The sequence below is a fragment of the Viridibacillus sp. d25.2 genome (assembly GCF_055456015.2).
Map to the genome: position 1 here is coordinate 2,221,285 of NZ_CM196652.1, position 22,408 is coordinate 2,243,692.

Annotated in this window: 13 protein-coding genes and 2 pseudogenes; 14 read left to right on the plus strand and 1 reads right to left on the minus strand. The window is 35.6% G+C overall.

Features of this window, described 5'->3' with window-relative positions; translation table 11 throughout:
• The first annotated feature begins 62 nt into the window (after positions 1-62).
• The 13 genes and pseudogenes from ACZLO7_RS11265 to vanY all read left to right on the plus strand — a co-directional run bounded on the left by ACZLO7_RS11265 (position 63) and on the right by vanY (position 19,903).
• Positions 63-1,643 (plus strand): M3 family metallopeptidase, encoded by a 1,581-nt coding sequence (locus ACZLO7_RS11265; protein WP_511261413.1) that lies wholly within the window; start codon positions 63-65, stop codon positions 1,641-1,643.
• A 710-nt stretch (positions 1,644-2,353) separates the two neighbouring features.
• Positions 2,354-4,960 (plus strand): cation-translocating P-type ATPase, encoded by a 2,607-nt coding sequence (locus ACZLO7_RS11270; protein ID WP_464940963.1) that lies wholly within the window; start codon positions 2,354-2,356, stop codon positions 4,958-4,960.
• A gap of 268 nt (positions 4,961-5,228) precedes the next feature.
• Positions 5,229-5,387, plus strand: a pseudogene (locus ACZLO7_RS11275) (helix-turn-helix domain-containing protein); the annotation flags it as partial.
• A 63-nt stretch (positions 5,388-5,450) separates the two neighbouring features.
• A complete protein-coding gene (locus ACZLO7_RS11280; RefSeq protein WP_464940962.1) occupies positions 5,451-6,416 on the plus strand; it encodes a helix-turn-helix transcriptional regulator in 966 nt (321 codons plus the stop codon).
• A 72-nt stretch (positions 6,417-6,488) separates the two neighbouring features.
• Positions 6,489-7,121, plus strand: coding sequence for a type 1 glutamine amidotransferase family protein (locus ACZLO7_RS11285; protein WP_464940961.1), 633 nt, complete (start codon positions 6,489-6,491; stop codon positions 7,119-7,121).
• A gap of 806 nt (positions 7,122-7,927) precedes the next feature.
• Complete coding sequence (locus tag ACZLO7_RS11290; RefSeq protein ID WP_464940960.1) at positions 7,928-9,097, plus strand: serine hydrolase domain-containing protein; 1,170 nt, start codon at positions 7,928-7,930, stop codon at positions 9,095-9,097.
• A gap of 93 nt (positions 9,098-9,190) precedes the next feature.
• Entirely contained in the window at positions 9,191-11,275 is a 2,085-nt protein-coding gene (locus ACZLO7_RS11295) for a serine hydrolase domain-containing protein (protein ID WP_464940959.1), read from the plus strand.
• Positions 11,276-11,426: 151 nt separating this feature from the next.
• Positions 11,427-12,232 (plus strand): annotated as a pseudogene (locus ACZLO7_RS11300) (transposase); the annotation flags it as partial.
• Between the two features lie 686 nt (positions 12,233-12,918).
• Positions 12,919-13,962, plus strand: a complete 1,044-nt coding sequence (locus ACZLO7_RS11305; RefSeq protein WP_464940958.1) for a DUF418 domain-containing protein — start codon at positions 12,919-12,921, stop codon at positions 13,960-13,962.
• Between the two features lie 597 nt (positions 13,963-14,559).
• A complete protein-coding gene (locus tag ACZLO7_RS11310) occupies positions 14,560-16,689 on the plus strand; it encodes a type IA DNA topoisomerase (protein WP_464940957.1) in 2,130 nt (709 codons plus the stop codon).
• A 460-nt stretch (positions 16,690-17,149) separates the two neighbouring features.
• A complete protein-coding gene (locus ACZLO7_RS11315) occupies positions 17,150-17,848 on the plus strand; it encodes a response regulator transcription factor (protein WP_464940956.1) in 699 nt (232 codons plus the stop codon).
• Positions 17,841-18,962, plus strand: a complete 1,122-nt coding sequence (locus ACZLO7_RS11320) for a sensor histidine kinase (RefSeq protein ID WP_464940955.1) — start codon at positions 17,841-17,843, stop codon at positions 18,960-18,962. Before ACZLO7_RS11315 ends, ACZLO7_RS11320 begins: the two co-directional genes overlap by 8 nt.
• An 83-nt stretch (positions 18,963-19,045) precedes the next feature.
• On the plus strand, positions 19,046-19,903 hold the full coding sequence (gene vanY, locus ACZLO7_RS11325; protein ID WP_464940954.1) for a VanY-A/VanY-F/VanY-M family D-Ala-D-Ala carboxypeptidase: 858 nt from the start codon (positions 19,046-19,048) through the stop codon (positions 19,901-19,903).
• A 280-nt stretch (positions 19,904-20,183) separates the two neighbouring features.
• Here vanY and ACZLO7_RS11330 read toward each other — a convergent pair whose 3' ends face one another.
• Positions 20,184-20,759 (minus strand): TetR/AcrR family transcriptional regulator, encoded by a 576-nt coding sequence (locus ACZLO7_RS11330; protein WP_464940953.1) that lies wholly within the window; start codon positions 20,757-20,759, stop codon positions 20,184-20,186.
• Positions 20,760-20,899: 140 nt separating this feature from the next.
• On the opposite strand from ACZLO7_RS11330, the gene ACZLO7_RS11335 reads away from it, so the two are divergent.
• Positions 20,900-22,345: a DHA2 family efflux MFS transporter permease subunit gene (locus tag ACZLO7_RS11335; RefSeq protein ID WP_464940968.1), complete on the plus strand. Its 1,446-nt coding sequence runs from the start codon at positions 20,900-20,902 to the stop codon at positions 22,343-22,345.
• Positions 22,346-22,408 lie beyond the last annotated feature (63 nt).

Below are 22,408 nucleotides of genomic sequence, written 5' to 3' on the forward strand. Positions count from 1 at the left end.
TCCATATATGTTATAATTTTGATGTTTAGAATTTTAACTATATTAAGGAGGTTACAAACCCAATGTCATTCCAAGATATAAACGAATTTTTAATCGAACAAAATAAAAGTATGGAGACACTCTATAAACCAGTTCTAATTAATCATTGGATGTCTGCGACAACAGGCAAAAAAGAGTGGAGTGAAAAACACGAAAGAGCCCTAAGCGATTATTTTGCTAATTTTTCTGAGCAAGAAACATTTAGAAAGATATTATCATTTAAAGAGGAGGACAATCTTACACCCATTCAAGTTCGCCAATTAGGCGACTTATATAATAAAGGAATTAAAAATCAACTTGATAAAAGTGAAGTGGCTAAAACATTAGAGCTTGAAAAAGATATTTCACAAATATTTAACACGTATAGACCTACGTTGGAGGGGAAAGAAGTAACAAACAATGAGTTGCTGGAGATTCTTAAAAACAGCAATCAAAATGAACAAAGAAAAGAAGCTTGGCTTGCAAGTAAACAAGTGGGAAAAGAAATTGAAAAAAATCTCTTGAAATTAATACATAAAAGGAATAAAGATGCACAAGCATTGGGGTTTGCTAATTTTTATCAGATGAGTTTAGCAACCCAAGAATTGGATATCGATACGGTATTTAATACATTTAAACACTTAAAAAACCTATCAGATGAACCGTTTCGTAAAATTAAAGGTGAAATAGACGAAGAGCGGGCAGAAAAAATGAATATTCAAATAGAAGAACTACGCCCTTGGCATTATGTTGATCCGTTTTTTCAAGAAGCTCCTCCCGTTAGTGGAGTCGATTTAGACAAATTTTATGAAGGTAAGGATTTAGAAAAGGTTGTTAATAAAACATTTAATGCTATGGGATTAGATATTGAAGATATTATTCAAAGAAGTGATTTATACCCACGTGAGAATAAAAACCCATTCGGATTTTGTACAAATGTTGACCGTAAAGGGGACATAAGAGTTTTAGTGAACATGGATGAAAGTGTATTTTGGGCAACTGCTCTACTACACGAGTTCGGACATGCTGCTTATTTTAAATATATTGATCATAATTTACCTTTTATTTTACGTTTCCATTCACATTCATTAACTACTGAAGCCATTGCATTGTTTTTCGGAAGGATGAATAAAACTTTGGCGTGGCAAATGCGGTTTCTGGATTTAACAGAAGAACAATTAAGAGGTGAAATTCCTGCTATTGAAAAAATGCTTCAACGTCAAATGTTAGTCTCTGCAAGATGGATAATCACTTTTGTCTTTTTCGAAAGGGCCCTATACGAAAATCCGGAACAGGACTTAAATAAATTATGGTGGAAGATTGTAAAGGAAATACAGTTTGTTAATCCTCCTGAAGATACAAGTTATCCCGACTGGGCATCAAAAATGCACTTTTCATTAGCACCAGTCTCTTATCAAGACTATCTATTAGGTGAATTAACAGCATCACAACTTCAACATTATATTGAAAAAAATATTTCTCCGGATCTATTCAAACCAGAAGTAGGTAATTATTTAAAAGAAAATTTCTTTAAATACGGAGCTTCTTTACATTGGAATGAAAAAATAAAAAAGGCTACTGGAGAATTTTTAAATCCAGTTCACTTTATAAAACAATTCTTTTAATCCCATTTCAAAGTTATATATCCTTGTTTAGCTAAGGCTGTAGACAAACTCGAAAAAACGAGTTTTCTACAGGCTTTTTATTTTTAAACAAGATAGATCAAGTTTTCCGAAGATTACCGCTCGCTTTCCGCGGGCGAGCGCCGAGCCGCTTCGTCGCTACACTCTTGCAGGGTCTCGTCTGTCTCGCTTTTCCCGCAGGAGCGTTAGCGACGAGGAGGCTCAAGGTTCGTCCCCAGGAAAGCGTCCGCCGGAACGGAAATTAACGGCATCGAAGAAAAAGCTATGGCTAAACTTGCTCCAAAATGTTTACACATATATATCAAATTATCTAATTAATATATCGAATACTATCATAATAGAGTAGATCAAAGAATAGTATTTTTATAGTTAAAGAATTATGGAGGTGGAGTAGATAGAATACAAAATTGAAATACTTTTTATCGAATGCTATTTTTCAGAAATATATTCAAGTGAATTCACTACCTGCATAAGAAACGGTAATCCAAAAGGATCTACTCGGTAGGAATCTATGTTTGCTAACTGAAGATATTAAAAAAAGCATTCTTTCTACGTATTACGGCAGTAAGAAACTATATCATTTAAAACGGATTGATTTATTCGAGTATTGCAAGACTCTCTAGCAGGTAGGATATCTAGTGAGAGTTTTTTTAGCATGATAGTTTAGTGACTTACTTTGAAAGGAGAATCGAATGGAAGAATTTTATAAACAATCATCAGATGAAGTCATGGGAAATTTGAACGTAACAAATCAAGGATTGAGTGATTATGACGTCGAAGAGAGACAAGAAGAATATGGTTATAATATATTGGTAGAAGGGAAAAAAACAAGTACATTCGCCGTTTTCTTTGGGCAGTTCAAAGATTTATTAGTCATTATTTTAATGATTGCCGCTTTCATTTCATTACTATTAGGTGAAGTAGGAAGTACTGTTGTCATTCTGATTGTCGTTATTTTGAACGCAATCCTGGGCACGGTACAGCATGTGAAGGCAGAACAGTCTTTGGATAATCTGAAAGCTTTGACCACTCCAATAGCAAAAGTGATGCGAAATAATCAGCTAGTAGAGATTTCTTCAGAAGATATAGTGGTTGGAGATCTTCTCTATTTGGAGGCTGGAGATTATATTAATGCAGATGGTAGAGTATTAGAAAGCCATAATCTGCAAGTAAATGAAAGTTCGCTGACAGGTGAATCATTAGCTGTAGTGAAAAATACAGAACCCATCGGAGAAGATCATGTAACCATTGCCGATAAAGATAATATGGTTTTCACTGGATGTTTTGTCACCAATGGACGAGGTACTATAATTGTTACAGCTATTGGAATGGAAACAGAGATCGGGAAAATCGCAAATTTACTTGATACAGCGAAAGAGAAGAAAACTCCTCTACAAGTAAGTTTAGATCAATTTGGTGAAAAATTAGCTTTAGGAATTACGATGTTATGTTTAGCCATTTTCACTATCGATCTTTTTCGAGGACGCGAGTTAGTAGAATCCTTTATGTTTGCTGTTTCGCTTGCAGTTGCAGCAATTCCAGAAGCATTAAGTTCGATTGTTACCATTGTGCTGGCTTTTGGAACACAAAAAATGGCGAAGGAAAATGCCATTATAAGAAAGCTCTATGCTGTAGAAAGTCTGGGAAGTGTATCTGTCATTTGTTCAGATAAAACGGGAACATTAACCGAAAATAAAATGAGTGTCCAACAAGTATATGTTGATCAAAAAGTCATTCCGCATGATAGACTGCATATGGGAAATGCTATCGAGAAAGACCTTATCATAAAGGCATTATTATGTAATGACGCTTTGGAAAGAGATAATTCAGAAATCGGTGACCCTACTGAAATTGCACTCGTAAAATTAGGTAAGCAGTACGGTCTTGAAGAATTATCCGTAAGAGATTACCATCCAAGAATGGCGGAAATTCCATTTGATTCAGAAAGAAAGCTAATGAGTACAGCGAATCGTTTCAATCAGCAATATATCATGATTACAAAGGGCGCATTAGATGTTCTTCTATCTAAAATTGTGAAAATCGATACTTCTAAAGGTAGATTTGATTTTACTGAAGAACATCGTAAAAAAATTGAAAAAGTGAATCGTGACTTTTCTATGAAAGGATTAAGAGTACTAGCAATTACTTACAAAGAGATAAAGGGAAATCAAACAATCAATGTAGGCGTCGAAAGAGACTTGATCTTTGTCGGATTGGTAGCGATGATGGATCCTCCTAGAAAAGAGTCAAAAACAGCGGTTGAAAGCTGTATAAAAGCTGGTATTAAACCAGTTATGATTACAGGTGATCATAAAATAACAGCAACTGCTATTGCTGAACAAGTTGGTATTTTAAATGATCTATCAGAAGCGATTGAAGGATATGAAATTGAAGAATTAACTGATCAACAACTACAAGAAAAGGTTCAAGATCTTTCTGTCTATGCCCGAGTAACACCAGAGCAAAAAATTCGTATCGTTAAAGCTTGGCAGGAAAAAGGAAATGTCGTTGCGATGACGGGAGATGGTGTCAATGATGGCCCTGCCTTAAAACAAGCCGATATAGGTGTGGCGATGGGGATCACAGGTACCGAGGTAGCGAAAGATGCATCCTCTATGATCTTAACGGATGATAATTTTTCAACGATTGTCAAAGCTATTTCGAATGGAAGAAGTATCTATACGAATATTAAAAACGCCATTCTATTCTTATTATCAGGGAATGCAGGTGCTATTTTTGTTGTTTTATATGCAACTGTATTTGGTTTACCAGTTCCATTTGCACCCGTACATCTACTATTTATTAACTTGCTTACCGATAGTTTGCCAGCAATTGCAATAGGTTTAGAACCGCATAATAAAAAAACAATGAAGGACAAGCCTAGAAATATTCATACACCATTATTAAACAAAAAATTTACTACTCAAATAATGTTGGAAGGTTTATTAATTGCTATCTCTACAATCATTGCTTTTCGAATAGGATTGTCAACGGGAGATACCCTAACAGCAACCACAATGGCATTTTCAACATTATGTTTGTCAAGATTAGTACATGGCTTTAACTCCAGATCTAAAGAATCGATCTTCAAAATTGGCGTATTTTCGAATAAATATACTTGGCTAGCATTTTTAATAGGTTTTTTAAGTTTACATTTAGTGTTATTTATTCCATCGTTTACCGGTGTGTTCGAAGTCGCAACATTAAGTGGCGTACAATTAGGATTAATTTATAGCTTGTCCATCATGCCATTTCTAGTTAATCAGTGGTATAAATTGTTGTTCGTAAGAAGTAAATAATGCCATTACAAAGTTGGATTTTGATATAGAATCTTCTGTTTAGGAATGTTTGTTTATAATGATTATAAAGCGATTTATCTAAATTTAAATTCTTAAAAGTGAGCGTAATAGTGAACAATATAAACGTTTCAAAAGTAATGACGCTTTTGAAACGTTTTTCTCGTTCACCAATAGCCAACCGAAAGATGTTAGTATGGGAAATACAGTGATTTTATTATATGGATAAGGTTGGCCAATTTTAAGGTTATAGTAGATCAGTGCAAAACTATACAAAGGTCGGTTAAAGAAGTACCATAAAAATCATGCAGGAATGAATTATGCAGTAAAGCTTTATAAAGAGGGAGATATGACTGTAAATCAAATTTGTGAAATTACAAATGTGTCTAGGGCCTCATTATATAGAAAGCTATCGGAAAGGAACAGTTGATGAGTTATACCGAAAATGGGAAATATATAATAGGAAATAAATTCCATATAGAGGTGAAATTATATGCCTAAAATTGACAATATGTTAGCAATTCTATGGATGCTTCGTTCAGGTGAAAAAATTACTGCAAAACAAATTTCAGAAAAGTTAGAGATGAATATAAGGACTGTGTATCGTTATATTGATACAATTTCAACAAGTGGCGTACCTATAATTTCAGAACCAGGACATAACGGTGGATACACTTTATTGAACAATTTTATTGAGGCTCCTCTTTTTTTTGATTTTGAGGAGCAAACTTCACTATTTCACGCTGCTGTTTTTGCAGAAGAAGCCGGATATTATGGAGGTGAAGCACTAAATAGGGCCATTTCAAAACTAAGTAAATACTCAAATCAAGAGCAGGAAACAAAGATAAACCAACATTTAACTAGTCTTGAAGTAATAAGTCGATTAAGTTCACTCTCTATAGAACCTTTTTTGAAGGAGTTGGAGCAGGCCGTAGCTGACGGGTGCTCAGTAAAAATTCTTTACCATAAAAGTGGCGAAAAGCAATTAAATTATAGATTGGTTGATCCGTACAGAATTATCTATTGGAATAATAAGTGGTATGTGATTGGATTTTGTCATCTTAGGAATGATATCCGTAGTTTTAGAGTTGATCGAATTGAAAGTCTAATGCTAACCGAAAATAAGTTTAACCGGCCAGAAAATTTTTCAGCACGTGACTTTTTTATGAAAAACCTTCATCCTACTATAGAAGATAAGGAAGGGATTACTTCTTTAGTTATTAATGGAAATGAAAGTACGCTGAATGATGTTTGCCAACATTGGTTTTTAGGACATTATTTACATGAACGAAATTCAAATCAAGCAGTTTTCCTTCTTGAAAAAGATATAGTACATACATATATACCTTATTTACTTTTACCGTACGGTAAATCTATTCAAATTATCGAGCCAATGAGTCTTAAGAAAAGACTTATTGAAGTTCTGTCGGATTTAATACAATTTCATCAAGAAATATAACTTCCCTGACGTTAGCTGTCAGGGAAGTTATATTATAATTGCTATATAAATTGTGATTGGGAGTGCTATTGGATGCAAACAAAAAAAGTTTATCTATATGTATTTAATACAATGTCAGACTGGGAATATGGATATTTAATTGCCGAACTAAACACAGGAAGATATTTCAAAAAAGATATAGTACCTTTAAAAGTAGTTACAGTAGGAGCTAATAAAGAAATGATTACTACGATGGGGGGACTGAGCATTAAACCAGATATTTCCCTTGATGAGTGTACTCTTGAGAGTAAAGATCTTTTAGTTTTGCCTGGAGGGACTACTTGGGGAGAAGTTATTCATCAACCAATTATGAAAAAAATTGGCAAAGCCTTAAATCTCGGCACTATTGTTGCTGCAATTTGTGGTGCAACTGAGGCCCTTGCGAATATGGGATACCTAGATTCTAGAAAGCATACAAGCAATGGCTTAGAGTATATTAAAATGGTTTGTCCTAATTATAAAGGAGAAAAATTTCATGAGATGGGACCTGCGGTATCTGGTGAGAATTTGATTACTGCATCAGGAGTAGCTCCTCTGGAATTTGCGATGGAAGTACTGAAAAAATTAGATGTATTTGCACCAGATACATTACATTCATGGTATAACCTAAATAAGACTCACAAACCTGAATACTTCTTCCAGTTAATGAATTCAATAAATAGATGAGCTAAAAAAATCAACTTAGCAGATTTATATTAGTTTAAATAAAGACCATGCTTTAGACAATGTCAAAGCATGGTTTTTGAATATAACTTAAAACTGCATTTGGAGTAATGAAAAAGCCCAATTTTTCTATTAATTAACGGTGAAGTTGGGCTTTTTAGCATTGAAAATTCCTTAACGTTGTAAACCCGCATTTTCCTGACGGTACCCCATGCCCATCAACTTAAGAAAAGTAAACACCCCCAAAACAAAAAAATGAGCTTACTTCTCAAAATAACTAACTGTAGAGAAAGAAAACTTTCATTTAGGGGGTACTTCAAAACCTTAGCTTGCTGGCGATAGGGTCACCATATCAAAAAAGAAAATTGTACGTTTAGACATATTTTTCAACCGCTTCCTATATGTTAAGGGATTGGTTATTTTTTTACATTTTTTTATAATGAAAGTCTATATATCTAATTATAATTGGTGAAAAAGACGGTCAATAGTTTGGGTACGGAAATGATTCGAATTTACATTCTTTCTTAATGCATATCATGTATAAATAAGGTGAAATATGGGTTGTAGGTATGTCTCATGTTGCGTTAATCTAGCAATAACTAAGGATACATAATATGCTTTCATACCTTTAAATAATTTTGTTATAGAAGGGGGGTAGATTTAAATGGCTCAAATTGTTGATATTAATAGATACCTTTGTACTGGGGCTTTAATCTATATGAGTGAGGGCCTTTTCCCTAAGCCTTGTCAGGAGGTAAGGAACAGTAAGCAACCACCTATTCAATATTAAGAGAGGAGAGGAATGCCTTATGAAAATACGTAGGCAAATTACATTTGCAAGTCTGGCCCTTTTAATAGCTGGAAGTTCCCTGTTATATACAACGCCAACCTTAATTGTAAAAGCAGAGCCCACTCAAAATGTATCTAGGTCATTACAAACAAGCAACCAACGAGATCGTAATTCCGTCAAGGAAGCAATGCGGGGTACATTGCAATTTGGATACCCGGGGATACTTGCTAAAACTTCTGAGCGTGGAAAAACGTGGGGTTATGCAGCTGGGATAGCGGATCTGAGAACCAAAAAACCAATGAAAACAGATTTTCGCTTTCGCATTGGTAGTGTGACGAAGACGTTCACCGCAACAGTTGTACTTCAACTAGCTGGAGAGAACCGCCTGAATCTAGACGACTCCATAGAAAAATGGTTGCCTGGTGCCATTCAAGGAAATGGATATGATGGTAACCATATTACCATCCGGCAGATATTGAACCATACAAGTGGTATCGCTGAATACTCAAGGTCAAAAGACGCTGATTTTACGGATACAAAAAAATCGTATACGGCTGAAGAGTTAGTGAAGATGGGGGTTTCTCTGCCTCCAGACTTTGACCCAGGAGAGGGGTGGTCTTATTCAAACACAGGATACGTATTACTGGGTATTCTTATAGAAAAAGTAACTAGAAACAGCTATGCGGAAGAGATTGAAAATCGGATTATTGAACCACTTGAATTGTCGAATACATTCCTACCTGGCAATTCAAGCGTTATTCCAGGCACCAACCATGCCCGTGGATATGTCCAACTAGACGGAACAAGTGAGCTAAAAGACGTTACTTATTATAACCCAAGTGCAGGTAGCTCTGCTGGAGATATGATTTCTACTGCTGACGACTTAAACAAATTCTTCTCTTACTTGCTCGGTGGCAAATTATTGAAAGAACAACAACTAAAACAAATGCTTACTACAGTCCCTACAGGCAAAGAAGGAATCGATGGATATGGTCTTGGAATCTATGAAACTAAGCTTCCGAACGGTGTCTCGATATGGGGACACACAGGTGGCATTCTAGGGTTTACTACTCTTGTTGGGGGTACACTTGGAGGCAAGCATACGTTGGCTGTCAATTGGAACAGTTTGGGTAGCGCTGACAGTCCTAATCCTTTTAAAAATATTTTACTTGCTGAATTTAGCAAGTAGGTCAAAAGGAAGAACGGATAAATTTTATCATATTCTCATAGCTAAACAAATAAATGATGAAATCGATCACTTATCTAAGGAGGCAATTTCCTCATGAAAAATAAGCTAACTGGTGTGTTAGCCGCTATATTAGCGCTAACTATGATCCTACCAACAGGGGCGAAAGCATTTTCTGACAGTAAGACTACAGTTGTAACTATCGAAGAAGTAGCTAGCCAAGAACTGAAGAAGATTGCAGCAGAGAAGGCTGCGCTACTCACGAAGTCCCATGGGGCGACTAGCGTGCAGTATGCGCTAATTGATAATGGCAAACTTATTTTGTCAGGGCAGGCTGGCAAGAACGATATGGAAGGGGAACAGTCGTTAACCAAAGATACTCTATATGGGATTGGTTCAGTCAGTAAAATGTATGCAGCGGCGGCTGTGATGAAATTGGTCGACGAAGGAAAGGTCGATTTGGATGCTCCTGTCGTCCACTATGTTCCTGATTTCCAGATGAAAGACGAGCGTTACAAACGCATTACGCCGCGTATGTTGTTGAATCACTCCTCTGGCTTGCAAGGTTCCACGTTAAGTAATGCATTTTTATTTAACGATAATGATACCTATGCCCATGATACCTTGTTGCAGCAATTGTCGAACCAGAGCCTGAAAGCGGACCCAGGCTCGTTCTCGGTATACTGCAACGATGGCTTTACACTGGCCGAAATTTTAGTGGAAAGAGTCAGCGGTATGAGCTTTACAGAATTTCTACATCAACGGCTTACAGAACCTTTAAAGATGAATCATACAAAAACGCCGCAGGACAAATGGAGAGACGAGAAGCGGGCTGAACTTTATTTTCCGGCGTACCAAGGGCAGCTTCCAATTGAAGCAGTGAATGTGATTGGTACGGGAGGGATCTCTTCCACAGCAGAAGATATGGTAAGATTCTCACAACTATTTACGGGACAGGGAAAAGGGATCCTCTCTGATAAAGTAGTCAAGGCAATGGAGCAAGAGGAATATAAAAAAGGGATGTGGCCGGGGGATGGAGATAATATTTTTAACTATGGTCTAGGCTGGGATAGTGTGAAACTATACCCATTCAGTGAATATGGGATAAAAGCTTTGGCTAAGGGCGGCGACACGGCACTGCAACATGCTATACTGGTCGTGCTTCCGGAACAGAAAATGGCAGCAGTTGTGTTGTCATCCGGTGGACGGAGTTCTACAAATCAACTGATGGCGACTGAATTGCTGCTCGCCGTGCTTAAAGAGAACGGTACTATTAAGGACATCAAGCCGAACAAATCCTTTGGCAAGCCGGTCAAGGTCAAGATGCCTCAAGATGTGACAAAGAAAGCGGGCTTTTATGGCAATAGCGAAACTCATTTCAAAATTGAAATTACGAAGAATGGAGAACTGTTCTTACCATCTAATCGAGAAGAAAAATATGTATATATTGCGGATGGAAGCTTTATTAATGAGAAGGGTACTTCCAAGCTCAACTTCGTGACCGAGAAGAATGGAAGAACTTATTTGAGGGAGAGCACATATAAGTCGCAGCCAAGCTTAGGGCAAAGTGTGATGACTCACTATTTAGCTGAGAAACTAGAAGAAAACGTGCTATCAAAGAAAACCGCTGCTGCATGGGCAAAGCGGGAAGGCGTCAAGTTCTATCTTGTGAACGAGAAATTTAGTTCTATTGAATATCTCGTACAACCGAAACTTATTACCACACAGATTACTCGCAAGGAAGGCCTGGAAGGCTATTGGGATGGCAGAAAAATTACAGGTCCGGACACCGCGGCGCATCAGCTCCAGATCCCCGTGATGAATGGTCGTGATACGACGGAAACCCATTTCTATACAGAAGGCGGCAATGAATTTATGGAGATGGCCGGGTTGTTATACGTAAGTGGAATTAACGTAAAACCACTTGATGTATGGCAATCATCTAAAGTTACGCTGCAAGCAAATGGGCATGCGAAATGGTTTACGATCCCGCAATCGGCAGCCGAGAAAACGATGACCGTGACGTTGCCATCGAAGGGTTCGTTTGCGGTGTATGATGAGAAGGGAGTATGCGTCGATTTTACCATTGTGAGCGGCAATAACAAAGTAAAACTGCCGAAGAACGGAACGGTTGTATTTGCTGGAGCGCCTAACTCGGAATTTGCAATCGCGTTGAACTAACTACAATTCAAGATGGACTTATAACAAAACCAGTGCGACACAGAAAAGGTGTTTTGCTGGTTTTGTTTGTATTTACGCATTATCTTTACAAAGAGGCTTTCCACGAATAATATCACGCTCAAACTCTGCAAGAACAGCTAGCATACCAGTTCTGGGCGATCATCTTTTGCTCCACTCATTTTCTCGGTGTAAATACGTTCGCAGCCGGTATTATGATGTACAAGCCCTTCTGCCCGAATACTTCAACAATGGCACGTTAAAAAAGCAAACCGAATACATCCAGCTTGATATGAAACAAATGATGTCTGGTCTACCCCCTGGTGAAACGATAGAAATCCCCGAGGCATACATTGGCCAAAATCAGAAGCTTCCAGCACGTGTCATGATTCATCGTCTAACCGACGACCAAACGCAAACACGCCTGAAAAACCAAGCGATACGTGAAAAGGCATTGCCATGAAGGAGAAAAGTAATCGCTTGATGGGAATGAACGTCTATATCACGAACACATCGCCAGAAGAAGTCCCTACTGATTATGTCCATTCCCTTTATTCCCTACGTTGGCAGATTGAGATTTTATTTAAAACATGGAAGTCATTCTTTGAAATCGATGAATGCAAAACGATAAAAAAAGAACGCCTAGAGTGCCATTTATATGGACAACTCATTGGCATTCTCCTCTGTTCTTCTACGATGTTTCAAATGCGACAGCTTCTGCTTGAAAAGAAAAAGCAGGAGTTGAGTGAATACAAAGTGATTTATATGATTAAAGATTACTTTCCGTTACTGTTTCAAGCGATAGCAGTTGGCACAGAAGAACTTTTGAACATTCTGCATCGCCTTTATCAGCTGCTAAAAAAGAACGGTCGTAAATGTCATCGGTATAAGAAGATGACCGTCTTTGATATTCTAGGGGTCGTGTATGAAACGACGGTGAATCATAGACAAGCTGCCTAGCGAAAAAATCGCGTTTTAATAGGCTTCTTTGGCATACCTACTATTCCATCACTCGCTAGTTTTGAAACAAGGATCATTTCATATCTAGTCATTTACGTTGTTAGCTTGATGGGCATGTGACGGTACCCCTATTGTTACAATTTAGTAAGATTATATTTCCAATTGTAAGGGAGCAGTTATTCATTTAAAGAAAGAAAATATATATCCTTAAGGTAATAAAAAAAACAATATTGGTATGGGAGGAATATTGATTACTATATTTTGCGTTTATGGTTTAAATGAGAAATATAAATCTAATTGTGATTTGTCATCTACAGACTTAACAGAGATACTTGCAGGTTACAAAAAGATTTAGCCAGGTATTAAGAAACCCAAAAAATCATTAGCTCATAGAAAAGCCTATGAATCATTATGCGAGCTACTAGTTGTAGCATAGGAGTACAGCGACCTTATGTCAATAAGGATAATAATATCGAGATTATACTTAACAAAATTGTCATACTAAACGAAGCCATTAGTGGCATTCATCATTTAGAAAAATATTCAGAAATATTAACAATTTAGAATTATGATACATACTTTAGAAGCTACCGGCGAAATAAAAATTACGAAGGTTGTAACTGAAGCACACAATTAATTTTGGGGATTTTTAATGCTATAAATATAATTATATAAGGAGATTTGGGATGAATAAAATAAATTCGTATACACGAATAGATATTATGGATTACTTACGAGGATTTGCTTTGCTGGGGGTACTTCTTGTGAATAGTTACCAGGTGTTAGGTAATTTTTCTGATAGCGAGTTACACGGTTCACTATATTCTATATTTGACAGGAAATTTTACCCTATTCTATTCTTTTTATTTGGATTTGGGTGTTACCTTTTTATGAATCGTTCTAAACAAAAAGAGAATAATAGATATCTTTTGTTTTTACGCAGAATCTTTTTTTTATTTGTACTAGGACTGATCCATATATTTTATGCACCGCCAGGAATTTATGATGTATTAATGTTTTATGCTGTACTTGGCCTGTTTATTGTAATATTTTTCAAAAGAAATAAATGGACCAACTTAATAGTAACAATCACTTTAATAGCCATATCTATAGTTACTGCTTTGTGTCAACCGTATTATGGTGAGAGTATCGCATGGCTAGAATTGCTATCCAACATAAGTAAATGGTTTGCATTAATGATGCTAGGTTTTACAATGGGACAATTTAAATTTTTTGAAAATATCTATGGAAAGTTAAAGTATATTTCAATTTTTTTTATTGTTAATATTTGTACTTATGTATTTTCATTTAATTTAAGGGGGTCAGAGTGGTCAGAGTTATTTAACATTCCCCCTTCAGGATTTGAAATGCTAGAAGATTATAGTGTTGCTTTTATGATGACTAGCATTCTTCTTATTATTTTACAATGGGATAAGGCAAAAATGATATTAACTCCATTAAAGTTCTATGGACAAATGTCTTTAACAAATTATCTTGCACAAAGTGCTTTACTAATTGTGTCTAGTATCATAATTGGTTTTACACCTATTAATTCATTAATTGTATGCTTCATAATCCATGCTATTTTAATTACTTTTAGTATTGTTTGGTTAAGGTATTTTAAAATGGGACCAGTTGAATGGTTATTAAGATACTTCACATATTGGAGTAAAATTCCGAATAGGAAGAAATCTGTTAGAAACAATTTAGAAAGTGTTAAAAATATTTAACTTGAAGTGAAATAACAGTGGAATGTATGAAATTGTATATACAACGGATGAATATTTAAAATTATGCTACAAGTGTTGTTTTAGATATACGCTCTTCCTATAGGGCCTAATTGTAGAACATAATGGAGACAATGTAGCGAACGTTCACATAATTTGTATGAAGCTAGACGGAATCGATTGATTTGTGATTAGGGATTTAAAATATTTAAAAGGTGCTCCTAGTACAAAGATTTTAGTAAGTGATATTTTAAATTGTTTACAGTAAAATAGTAATAAGGTATTTCACAATAAACTCAACTAATCTGATTAGTTGAGTTTTATGTTTTTATATAAAAAGTTACTAAAATATTTTAAAGAAGATGTAATGATTAACGAGGAAATTCGAAATGACTTAAAAACTACTATGCGGAGTTAGAAGAAATAATATGATTAGGAAGTAAATAAATTTGAAAATTTTTTTACGAAGGTGAATTATAAAGTGTTAAATAATTTTCGCATTTTTTAGCGTTATATTATTTGACATTGACTTGTTTGACTTATTAAAAAGGTCGAACATTATACCTTGTAAATTAGAGTTTGAAGGAGATTGACCTATAAATGGGATACATATGTATTTTAGCTGAAAAGCCATCGCAGGCGAAAGCCTATGCAGATGCTTTTCAAGTAGCAAAGAAAACAAAACATTACATAGAACTTGCTCCAAATCAGACGTTTCCAGAAGGAGCGACAATAACGTGGGGGATAGGGCATTTAGTAGAATTAAAACAACCGGCGGATTACAAGTCTGAGTGGAAACGATGGTCACTAGCGCAATTGCCGATGATTCCGGAAAACTATGAATTCCGAGTCACGAAGGGCAAATGGGATCAGTTTCAAGAGGTAAAGCGGTTGTTTAAAGAGGCACATGTCCTAATTAACGCATGTGATGTCGACAGGGAAGGGTCTAATATATTTTATTCCATTTATCGTCAGACCGGTGTTCGTCAGAAGCCAGTAAAACGACTATGGATAAATTCGTTAGAGGTAGATGAGATTCGAAAAGGTTTCGCTAATTTGCGAAATAATGATAAGGATTTGCTTTTGTATCATGAAGCACAGGCGCGTCAAATCAGTGATTGGCTTGTTGGAATGAATGCAAGCCGCTTGTATACAATGTTGCTAAAAGCAAAGGGTCTAAATGAAACGATGTCGATTGGCCGTGTACAGTCTCCAACTGTTTATATGATTTATCAACGTCAAGAAGAAATAGAAAACTTTAAATCGACCAATTTCTATGAACTGACTGCTGAATTTTTAGCTGAAAATGGTCCTTATAAAGGTAAGGCAGCTATTAAGAAGGATAAGCGGGAAGAAGTCGAACACATAATTCATCAAGCTAGCATCACTGAAGGTGAAATTCTTCCAGGTGTGATAAGAGACGTCAAAAAAGCACGTAAACATGTCAAGCCACCGAAATTGCATGCCCTTTCGACTCTACAAGCTAAAGCTAATAAAATATGGAAGTATAGTCCGGCGAAAGTGTTAGATGTTGTACAAGGTTTATATGAGAAAAAGCTAGTATCTTATCCAAGGTCAGATTGTCAGTATATAACTGAAGCCGAATTTAATTACCTGGCCGACAGAGTAGCGGATTATCAGAAAATCGTTGATAAACCATTTGACATTGCTAATGCACATCCACAAAAGCGTTTTGTAGATAATGCACAAGTAGAAGAGCACTATGCCATCATACCAACGAAAACAATTCCAACGGCTGCAAAAGTACAAGGATTGTCGCCTATGGAACGAAATATTTACTTCGAAGTTGTGAAGAGTGCATTAGCTATGTTCCATAGAGATCATGTGTATGAAGAAACGACTATCATGACGAATGTTAAGGCAATCGATTTTAAAACTGTTGGCAAAGTAGAGCTAGATCCAGGATTTAAAACCTTATGGAGCGGAGCAGAATCGACAAAGAAAAAAGACGAGGAACCATTATTACCTCCAGTAAATACGAATGAGGTAGTCGAGTCAAAAGTTGCTATTCATGAGGGGAAAACCCAGCCACCGAAACCATATTCAGAAGGTCAGCTCGTACAAATGATGAAAACGTGTGGAAAGCTCGTAGACGATGAGAGTGCTAGCGACATTTTGAAAGAAGTAGAAGGTCTAGGTACTGAAGCAACACGCTCAGGTATTATTGAGACTATCAAACGCCATGGTTATATTGATGTAACAAAAAATATAGTCTCGATAACAGATAAAGGGCGCGTATTATGCCAGACAATAGAAGGTTCACTACTATCAAGTCCCACAATGACTGCAAAATGGGAGACATATTTGCGGAAAATAGGTAATGGTACTGGATCAAAAGAAGCTTTCATCCAAAATGTCTGCAAGTTTTTGAATCATTTAATAGAAGTAACTCCGCAAATGGTGGAGAAAACAGACATTCAAGCCGCTGCTGAGAATAGCGCTTCAAATGAACCACTTGGAATTTGCCCTATTTGTAAAAAGGGACAGATATTATCACGGAAAAGTTTTTATGGCTGCTCAAATTATAAAGCTGGTTGTAAATTTACCATATCCAAAACAGTTGCCGGTAAAAAACTTTCACCAAAGCAAGTGTCAGATCTTTGTCAATTTGGTGTGACAAAGGAAATGAAAGGTTTTAAATCGAAGAAGGGTTCAATGTTTAGTGCGAAATTGAAGCTAGTAGAAGGTAAGGTTGTGTTTGATTTTTAAAGCAATTATTTATCATGTTTTATTTGAGAACAATAACTATTAGTGAAACCATTAATTTTCTATTGGTTGGATTAGGGTGGAAAATTCCTTTTAATTACATAGTAATGCTGCTCCTATGGGTAACTGCAATTCACCGCGAACAATTAATTGCTAGGTATAGTGGTATGACGACTGAAGTGAAAACTTTAATATTCGAAAACAGATAAATACGATTTTTCAAGTTATTTGCGAAATTATTAATGTCTAAAGGTTAACTTTATATAGAAACCTTTTGAAATGAAAGTTCATTCCAAAATTGGGAATCCCCTCAGGTTTGGCGGGGTATTCTTTAAATCGTTGCCGTACATCTTTATTGTACAAACAGTGTAGAGGGTTTAAAATAGAGCATGTGAAATTATAGAATGAAAAAAATTGTAGAGTGTTAGTGGTATGGCATGAAATGATATAGAGGTGTAATAAAATGAAGAGAGTTACAATTTTGGTAGCAGACGATGAGGCAGAAATTGCTGATTTAATTGCGATACATTTAGAAAAAGAAGGTTACAATGTCGTTAAAGTAGCTGATGGGCAAGAAGCTATTCGTGTTATTCAATCTCAATCAATTGAGTTGGTGATTTTAGATATTATGATGCCTAAAATGGACGGATATGAAGTAACGCGTCAAATTCGAGGGCAATATCATATGCCTATCATTTTCTTGAGTGCGAAAACATCTGATTTCGATAAGGTGACAGGACTTGTAATAGGCGCAGATGACTATATGACGAAACCTTTCACTCCGATTGAATTAGTTGCTCGTGTAAATGCTCAGTTACGGCGATTTTTAATGTTAAGTCAACCGCAAACTGCTAAAAGTAAATCCATTTTAGAGATTAGTGGAGTAGTCATTTATCCTGAGCAACGGACAGTTAGTCTTTACGGTGAACATATTGAGTTAACTCCAAAAGAGTTTGATATTTTATATTTATTAGCGAGTCATCCGAAAAAAGTATATAGAGTGGAAAATATCTTTCAACAAGTGTGGGCCGAAGAGTATTATGAAGGAGGAAATACGGTTATGGTGCATATTCGTACCTTACGGAAAAAACTTGGAGAAGATAAGAGGAAAGATAAATTAATCAAAACTGTTTGGGGAGTTGGTTATACATTCAATGGCTAAAATGGTAAGAAGCTTCCGCTCAAAAATGATTGCACTATTTGTTTTAAGCATGATATTAGCTGGCGGCATTACGTATTTAATCTACAAATGGCTTCAGCTCTATTATAAAACTAATGCTCGCTATGGGGATTCTTTAGCTCAATTCCGGTCAACGATTAGAAATTTTGGAGATGTTAATTTCTTTTTAATTATATTTATCCCTCTATCTATTTTGTTTTTCTTTTTTCTTACTAGACCGTATTCAAAGTACTTTAATGAAATTTCTAATGGCATTCATTACCTTGCTAACGGTGATTTTACAAATCGAGTTCATGTTTCATCTAATGATGAGTTTAGAGATATCGCACACGAAATCAATTTAGCAAGTGAAAAGTTAAAAGAGGCTGTTGAAAGAGGAGATTTTGCGGAGAGCAGTAAAGATCAGTTAGTCTTAAATTTGGCTCATGATTTAAGGACACCATTAACATCTGTTTTAGGTTATTTAGATTTAATACTTAAAGACGAGAATTTGACAAAAGAACAAATTACACATTTCTCGACGATAGCTTTTACGAAGTCTCAACGACTAGAGGGTCTAATTGATGAGCTATTTGGAATAACAAGAATGAATTATGGCATGCTAAAGGTTGAAAAAAGTCCGATTGATATTAGTGAATTACTTATACAGTTAGATGAGGAATTATATCCTTTACTAGAGAAGAATGATTTAGTTGCTAGAATGAATATTGCTCCTCATTTAAACATTTATGGAGACGGTAAACTGTTGGCAAGAGTATTTGAAAATCTTTTAACCAATGCAATCCGTTACGGCTATGACGGACAGTTTGTTGATATGAATGGGCATTTTGAAAATGATGGAGAAGTTGTCGTACAAATTATTAATTATGGAGATAGTATTCCAGAGGAAGAGCTGCCTTATCTTTTCGATATGTTTTATACGGGTGATAAAGCACGAACCCAGCGGCAAGATAGTACAGGGCTTGGTTTATTTATTGCCAAAAATATTGTAGAGCAACATAACGGAACGATTTCTGCTGAAAGTAATTTAATACGAACAATATTTGAAGTAAGATTACCAGCGGACGATGGTGATGAATCTAATTTAAAAATTTAATAAAAATTTTAAGTTTACCCCACTTTTTATTTAAATAGTTTGTTTTATCCTATACTTAAGTAAGGTTTAGGAGGAAACTAGAAATGAAAAAGTGGGTATTTTTTTCCCTTATATTGTGCATAGTATGTGTTGGTATTTATTTATCACCATTATTTCAAAATGGTGTAGAGGTTAATGTTGTGGAAAAGGATGATAAAGTAACTTCTACGTATACCGAAAAGAAAGAAATTACAAAAGAGCAAATTTATAAAGGTAATCTATTACTAGTTAATAAAAATTACCCAGTCCAGAAAGATAGCGTAAAATCCGATATAATAAATTTATCTCAAAATAAAGAGTTAGTAAGAGGTTATGGAATACTTGATAGAAATCTTCGTCTATCAAGGGAAATTGTGAATAAATTTTTGAGGGTCGTAGATGCAGCAGAAAAAGAAGGTGTTCGCAATTTTTTGATCAGCAGTAGTTATCGAGATTTTGAAGAGCAAAGGCAGTTATATCAAAAAATGGGCTCTGATTATGCATTGCCAGCAGGATATAGCGAACATAATTTAGGTTTGTCACTCGATGTAGGATCTACTCAAATGAAAATGGAGAATGCTCCTGAAGGAAAATGGATTGAAGAAGAGGTATGGAAGTATGGCTTTGTTCTACGCTATCCGAAGAACAAAACGCACATTACAGGAATTCAATTTGAACCGTGGCATATACGCTATGTCGGTTTACCTCATAGTGCCATTATGCAGAAAAAGAAGTTTACTTTAGAAGAATACTTAGATTTCTTGAAAGAGAAAAAAGAGATTTCAATTAATGCCGAGGGGAAAAAATATACAGTATCTTATTATCAAATTTCAAAGAGTACGACAGTTAATGTCCCCGTGAATCAGCATTATGAAATTTCAGGGAACAATGTGGACGGAGTAATTGTGACTGTTCATGAATAGTATCCTACTATATAAATAAAGCCACATGAGGGAGTACCGGTGTCGGTGCACGATTCATAGCTTTTTGAAGTTTCAATGTTGTTGTGACTTGAGCAGAAACCCTGTCAAAAAAACGCGGGCTATAACCTAACACGATTTTGTAATATCTATATAGATATAAGAAATTCTTGACTTGAACGCTTTCTGAAGGAATTATTATTCACATTGTTTGAACTGCCATAATGGCTGTTCAAACAATGTTACTGAAGTGAAAAAGTATAGAAGATGCGCAAGTAATGAATCACAATTTTGAACTTGAGAAAAATTCTCTATTTATCATTACATAAAAATATTGGTCCATCTGTTTTGCTGGAACCTTGCGTCCGTTTTGAACCCACCATGCACTAAGCGAAGAAAGAGCTCCTGAGTAAAACTCCACAATAATTTCAATTGGTACCGTAAAGTTTTCCCCGCGGTTATTCAACTCTAGAAAATCGTGCTTGAGTGCTTCTTTATTACGTAAATTCATATAGTTATTGAAAATTGCATCATTTTTATTAGATTGCACGATGTTGTCTAGTAATTCAATATTCGGAAAATCTTCTATTGATTGGAATGGTTTTAAAACGCGTTCTTCTAAGCTGCTTTTCACATATTTTTCGTGGAATTGTTCAATTCCATAATATAATAAGTCATATTTATCCTCGAAATGCTTATAAAAAGTTGTTCGATGAACCATTGCTTTTTCGCAAATTTGATTGACTGTAATTGAATTAAACTCTTGCCCAGGTTGTGAAAGTAATTCCTCGAGTGCCCCCCACAGCAGTTTATATGTTCTTCTAATCCTAAGGTCAACCTTTTTATCATTAATATTCATCTACATTCCCCCTGTTTTGTAGTTTATATATATATTTAACTAAATTTGATTCTTACAACAATAAATTTATTTATGTATATTATTTAGTAGACATTTGTAGTTTTATCCTACAAGTGTAGCAAAAAATAAGGAATGAGGAAATAAATTTGAATACGACAAAACAAGTATCGCAAACTGATACATTCGATTTATCGAATATTAAAAAAGGACCAATCATCATTGCCATGATTATTGGTGCTTTTGTTTCTATTTTAAATGAAACACTCTTAAGTAATGCATTGCCAGAATTGATGCGTGAATTTAGTGTAACACCTACTACTATTCAATGGTTGACGACCGTCTATATGCTTGTTGTAGGGGTATTAGTGCCTGTTACCGCTTTGTTACAACAATGGTTTACGACAAGGCAATTGTTTTTATCAGCAATGATTTTATTTTTAGTAGGTACAATTATTGCGGCCTTTGCACCTGCATTTAGCTTTTTACTTTTAGGACGCATTATACAGGCATTCGGTACGGGTTTAATCATACCCATTATGATGAATACAATTTTAATCATCTTCCCACCGGAAGAACGTGGTGGAGCAATGGGCTTGATTGGCCTAGTAATTATGTTTGCACCAGCTATTGGACCGACACTTTCAGGTGTGATTATTGATACACTTGATTGGCGCTGGTTATTTTACATCGTCATTCCACTAGCACTAATATCAATTATTGTTGGAGCAAAGTATTTAAAGAATGTTTCTGAAATAACTAGACCAGCAGTTGATGTCTTATCAATTATTTTATCTACACTTGGGTTTGGTGGATTTGTCTATAGCTTTAGTAAGTCAGGGGAGCTAGGATGGGGAGATGCAGAAGTTTATGGTACTTTAATAATCGGTGTTGCTTCATTAATCTGGTTCATCTTTAGACAATTGAAAATTAAAAATCCAATACTCGATTTACGTACATTTAAGTATCCAATGTTTTCAATAACGGTCGTATTAATTGTCATTATCATGATGGCACTGTTTTCAACTATGATATTACTTCCAATGTTTTTACAAGGAATTCTTCTAGTATCAGCATTTAAATCCGGTTTAATCATGTTGCCGGGTAGTGTATTGAATGGTATTATGGCGCCAATTTCAGGAAAGCTATTTGACAAATTCGGTGCGCGCACTATCATCATTCCAGGGATTTTACTAGTAGCTGTTGCAATGTGGATGTTTATAGGGATTGATGTGACAACAACAACTGGATATGTTATTACGATCCACTGTCTTTTACTTGTTGGGATTTCACTTGTCATGATGCCTACACAAACACATGGTTTAAATCAATTACCTAAAGAATTGTATCCACATGGTACAGCAATCTTTAGTACATTACAACAAGTAGCAGGAGCCATTGGAACAGCATTATTCATTAGTAAAATGTCATCTGGCCAAACTGATTATTTAGCACATTCTGAAAATCCAAATGATCCTGCTGAAATAGTAGCTGCTTTGACGGCAGGTTTTGATGATGCATTTACCCTAGGGTTTATCATTGTTTTACTTGCAATTGTTGTTTCATTTTTCATTAAACGCACAAGATAAGAGGTACCTGAGATATCTTAGAAGGATAGTTTTACTAAAATTTAAAAACCAAAACACGATAGT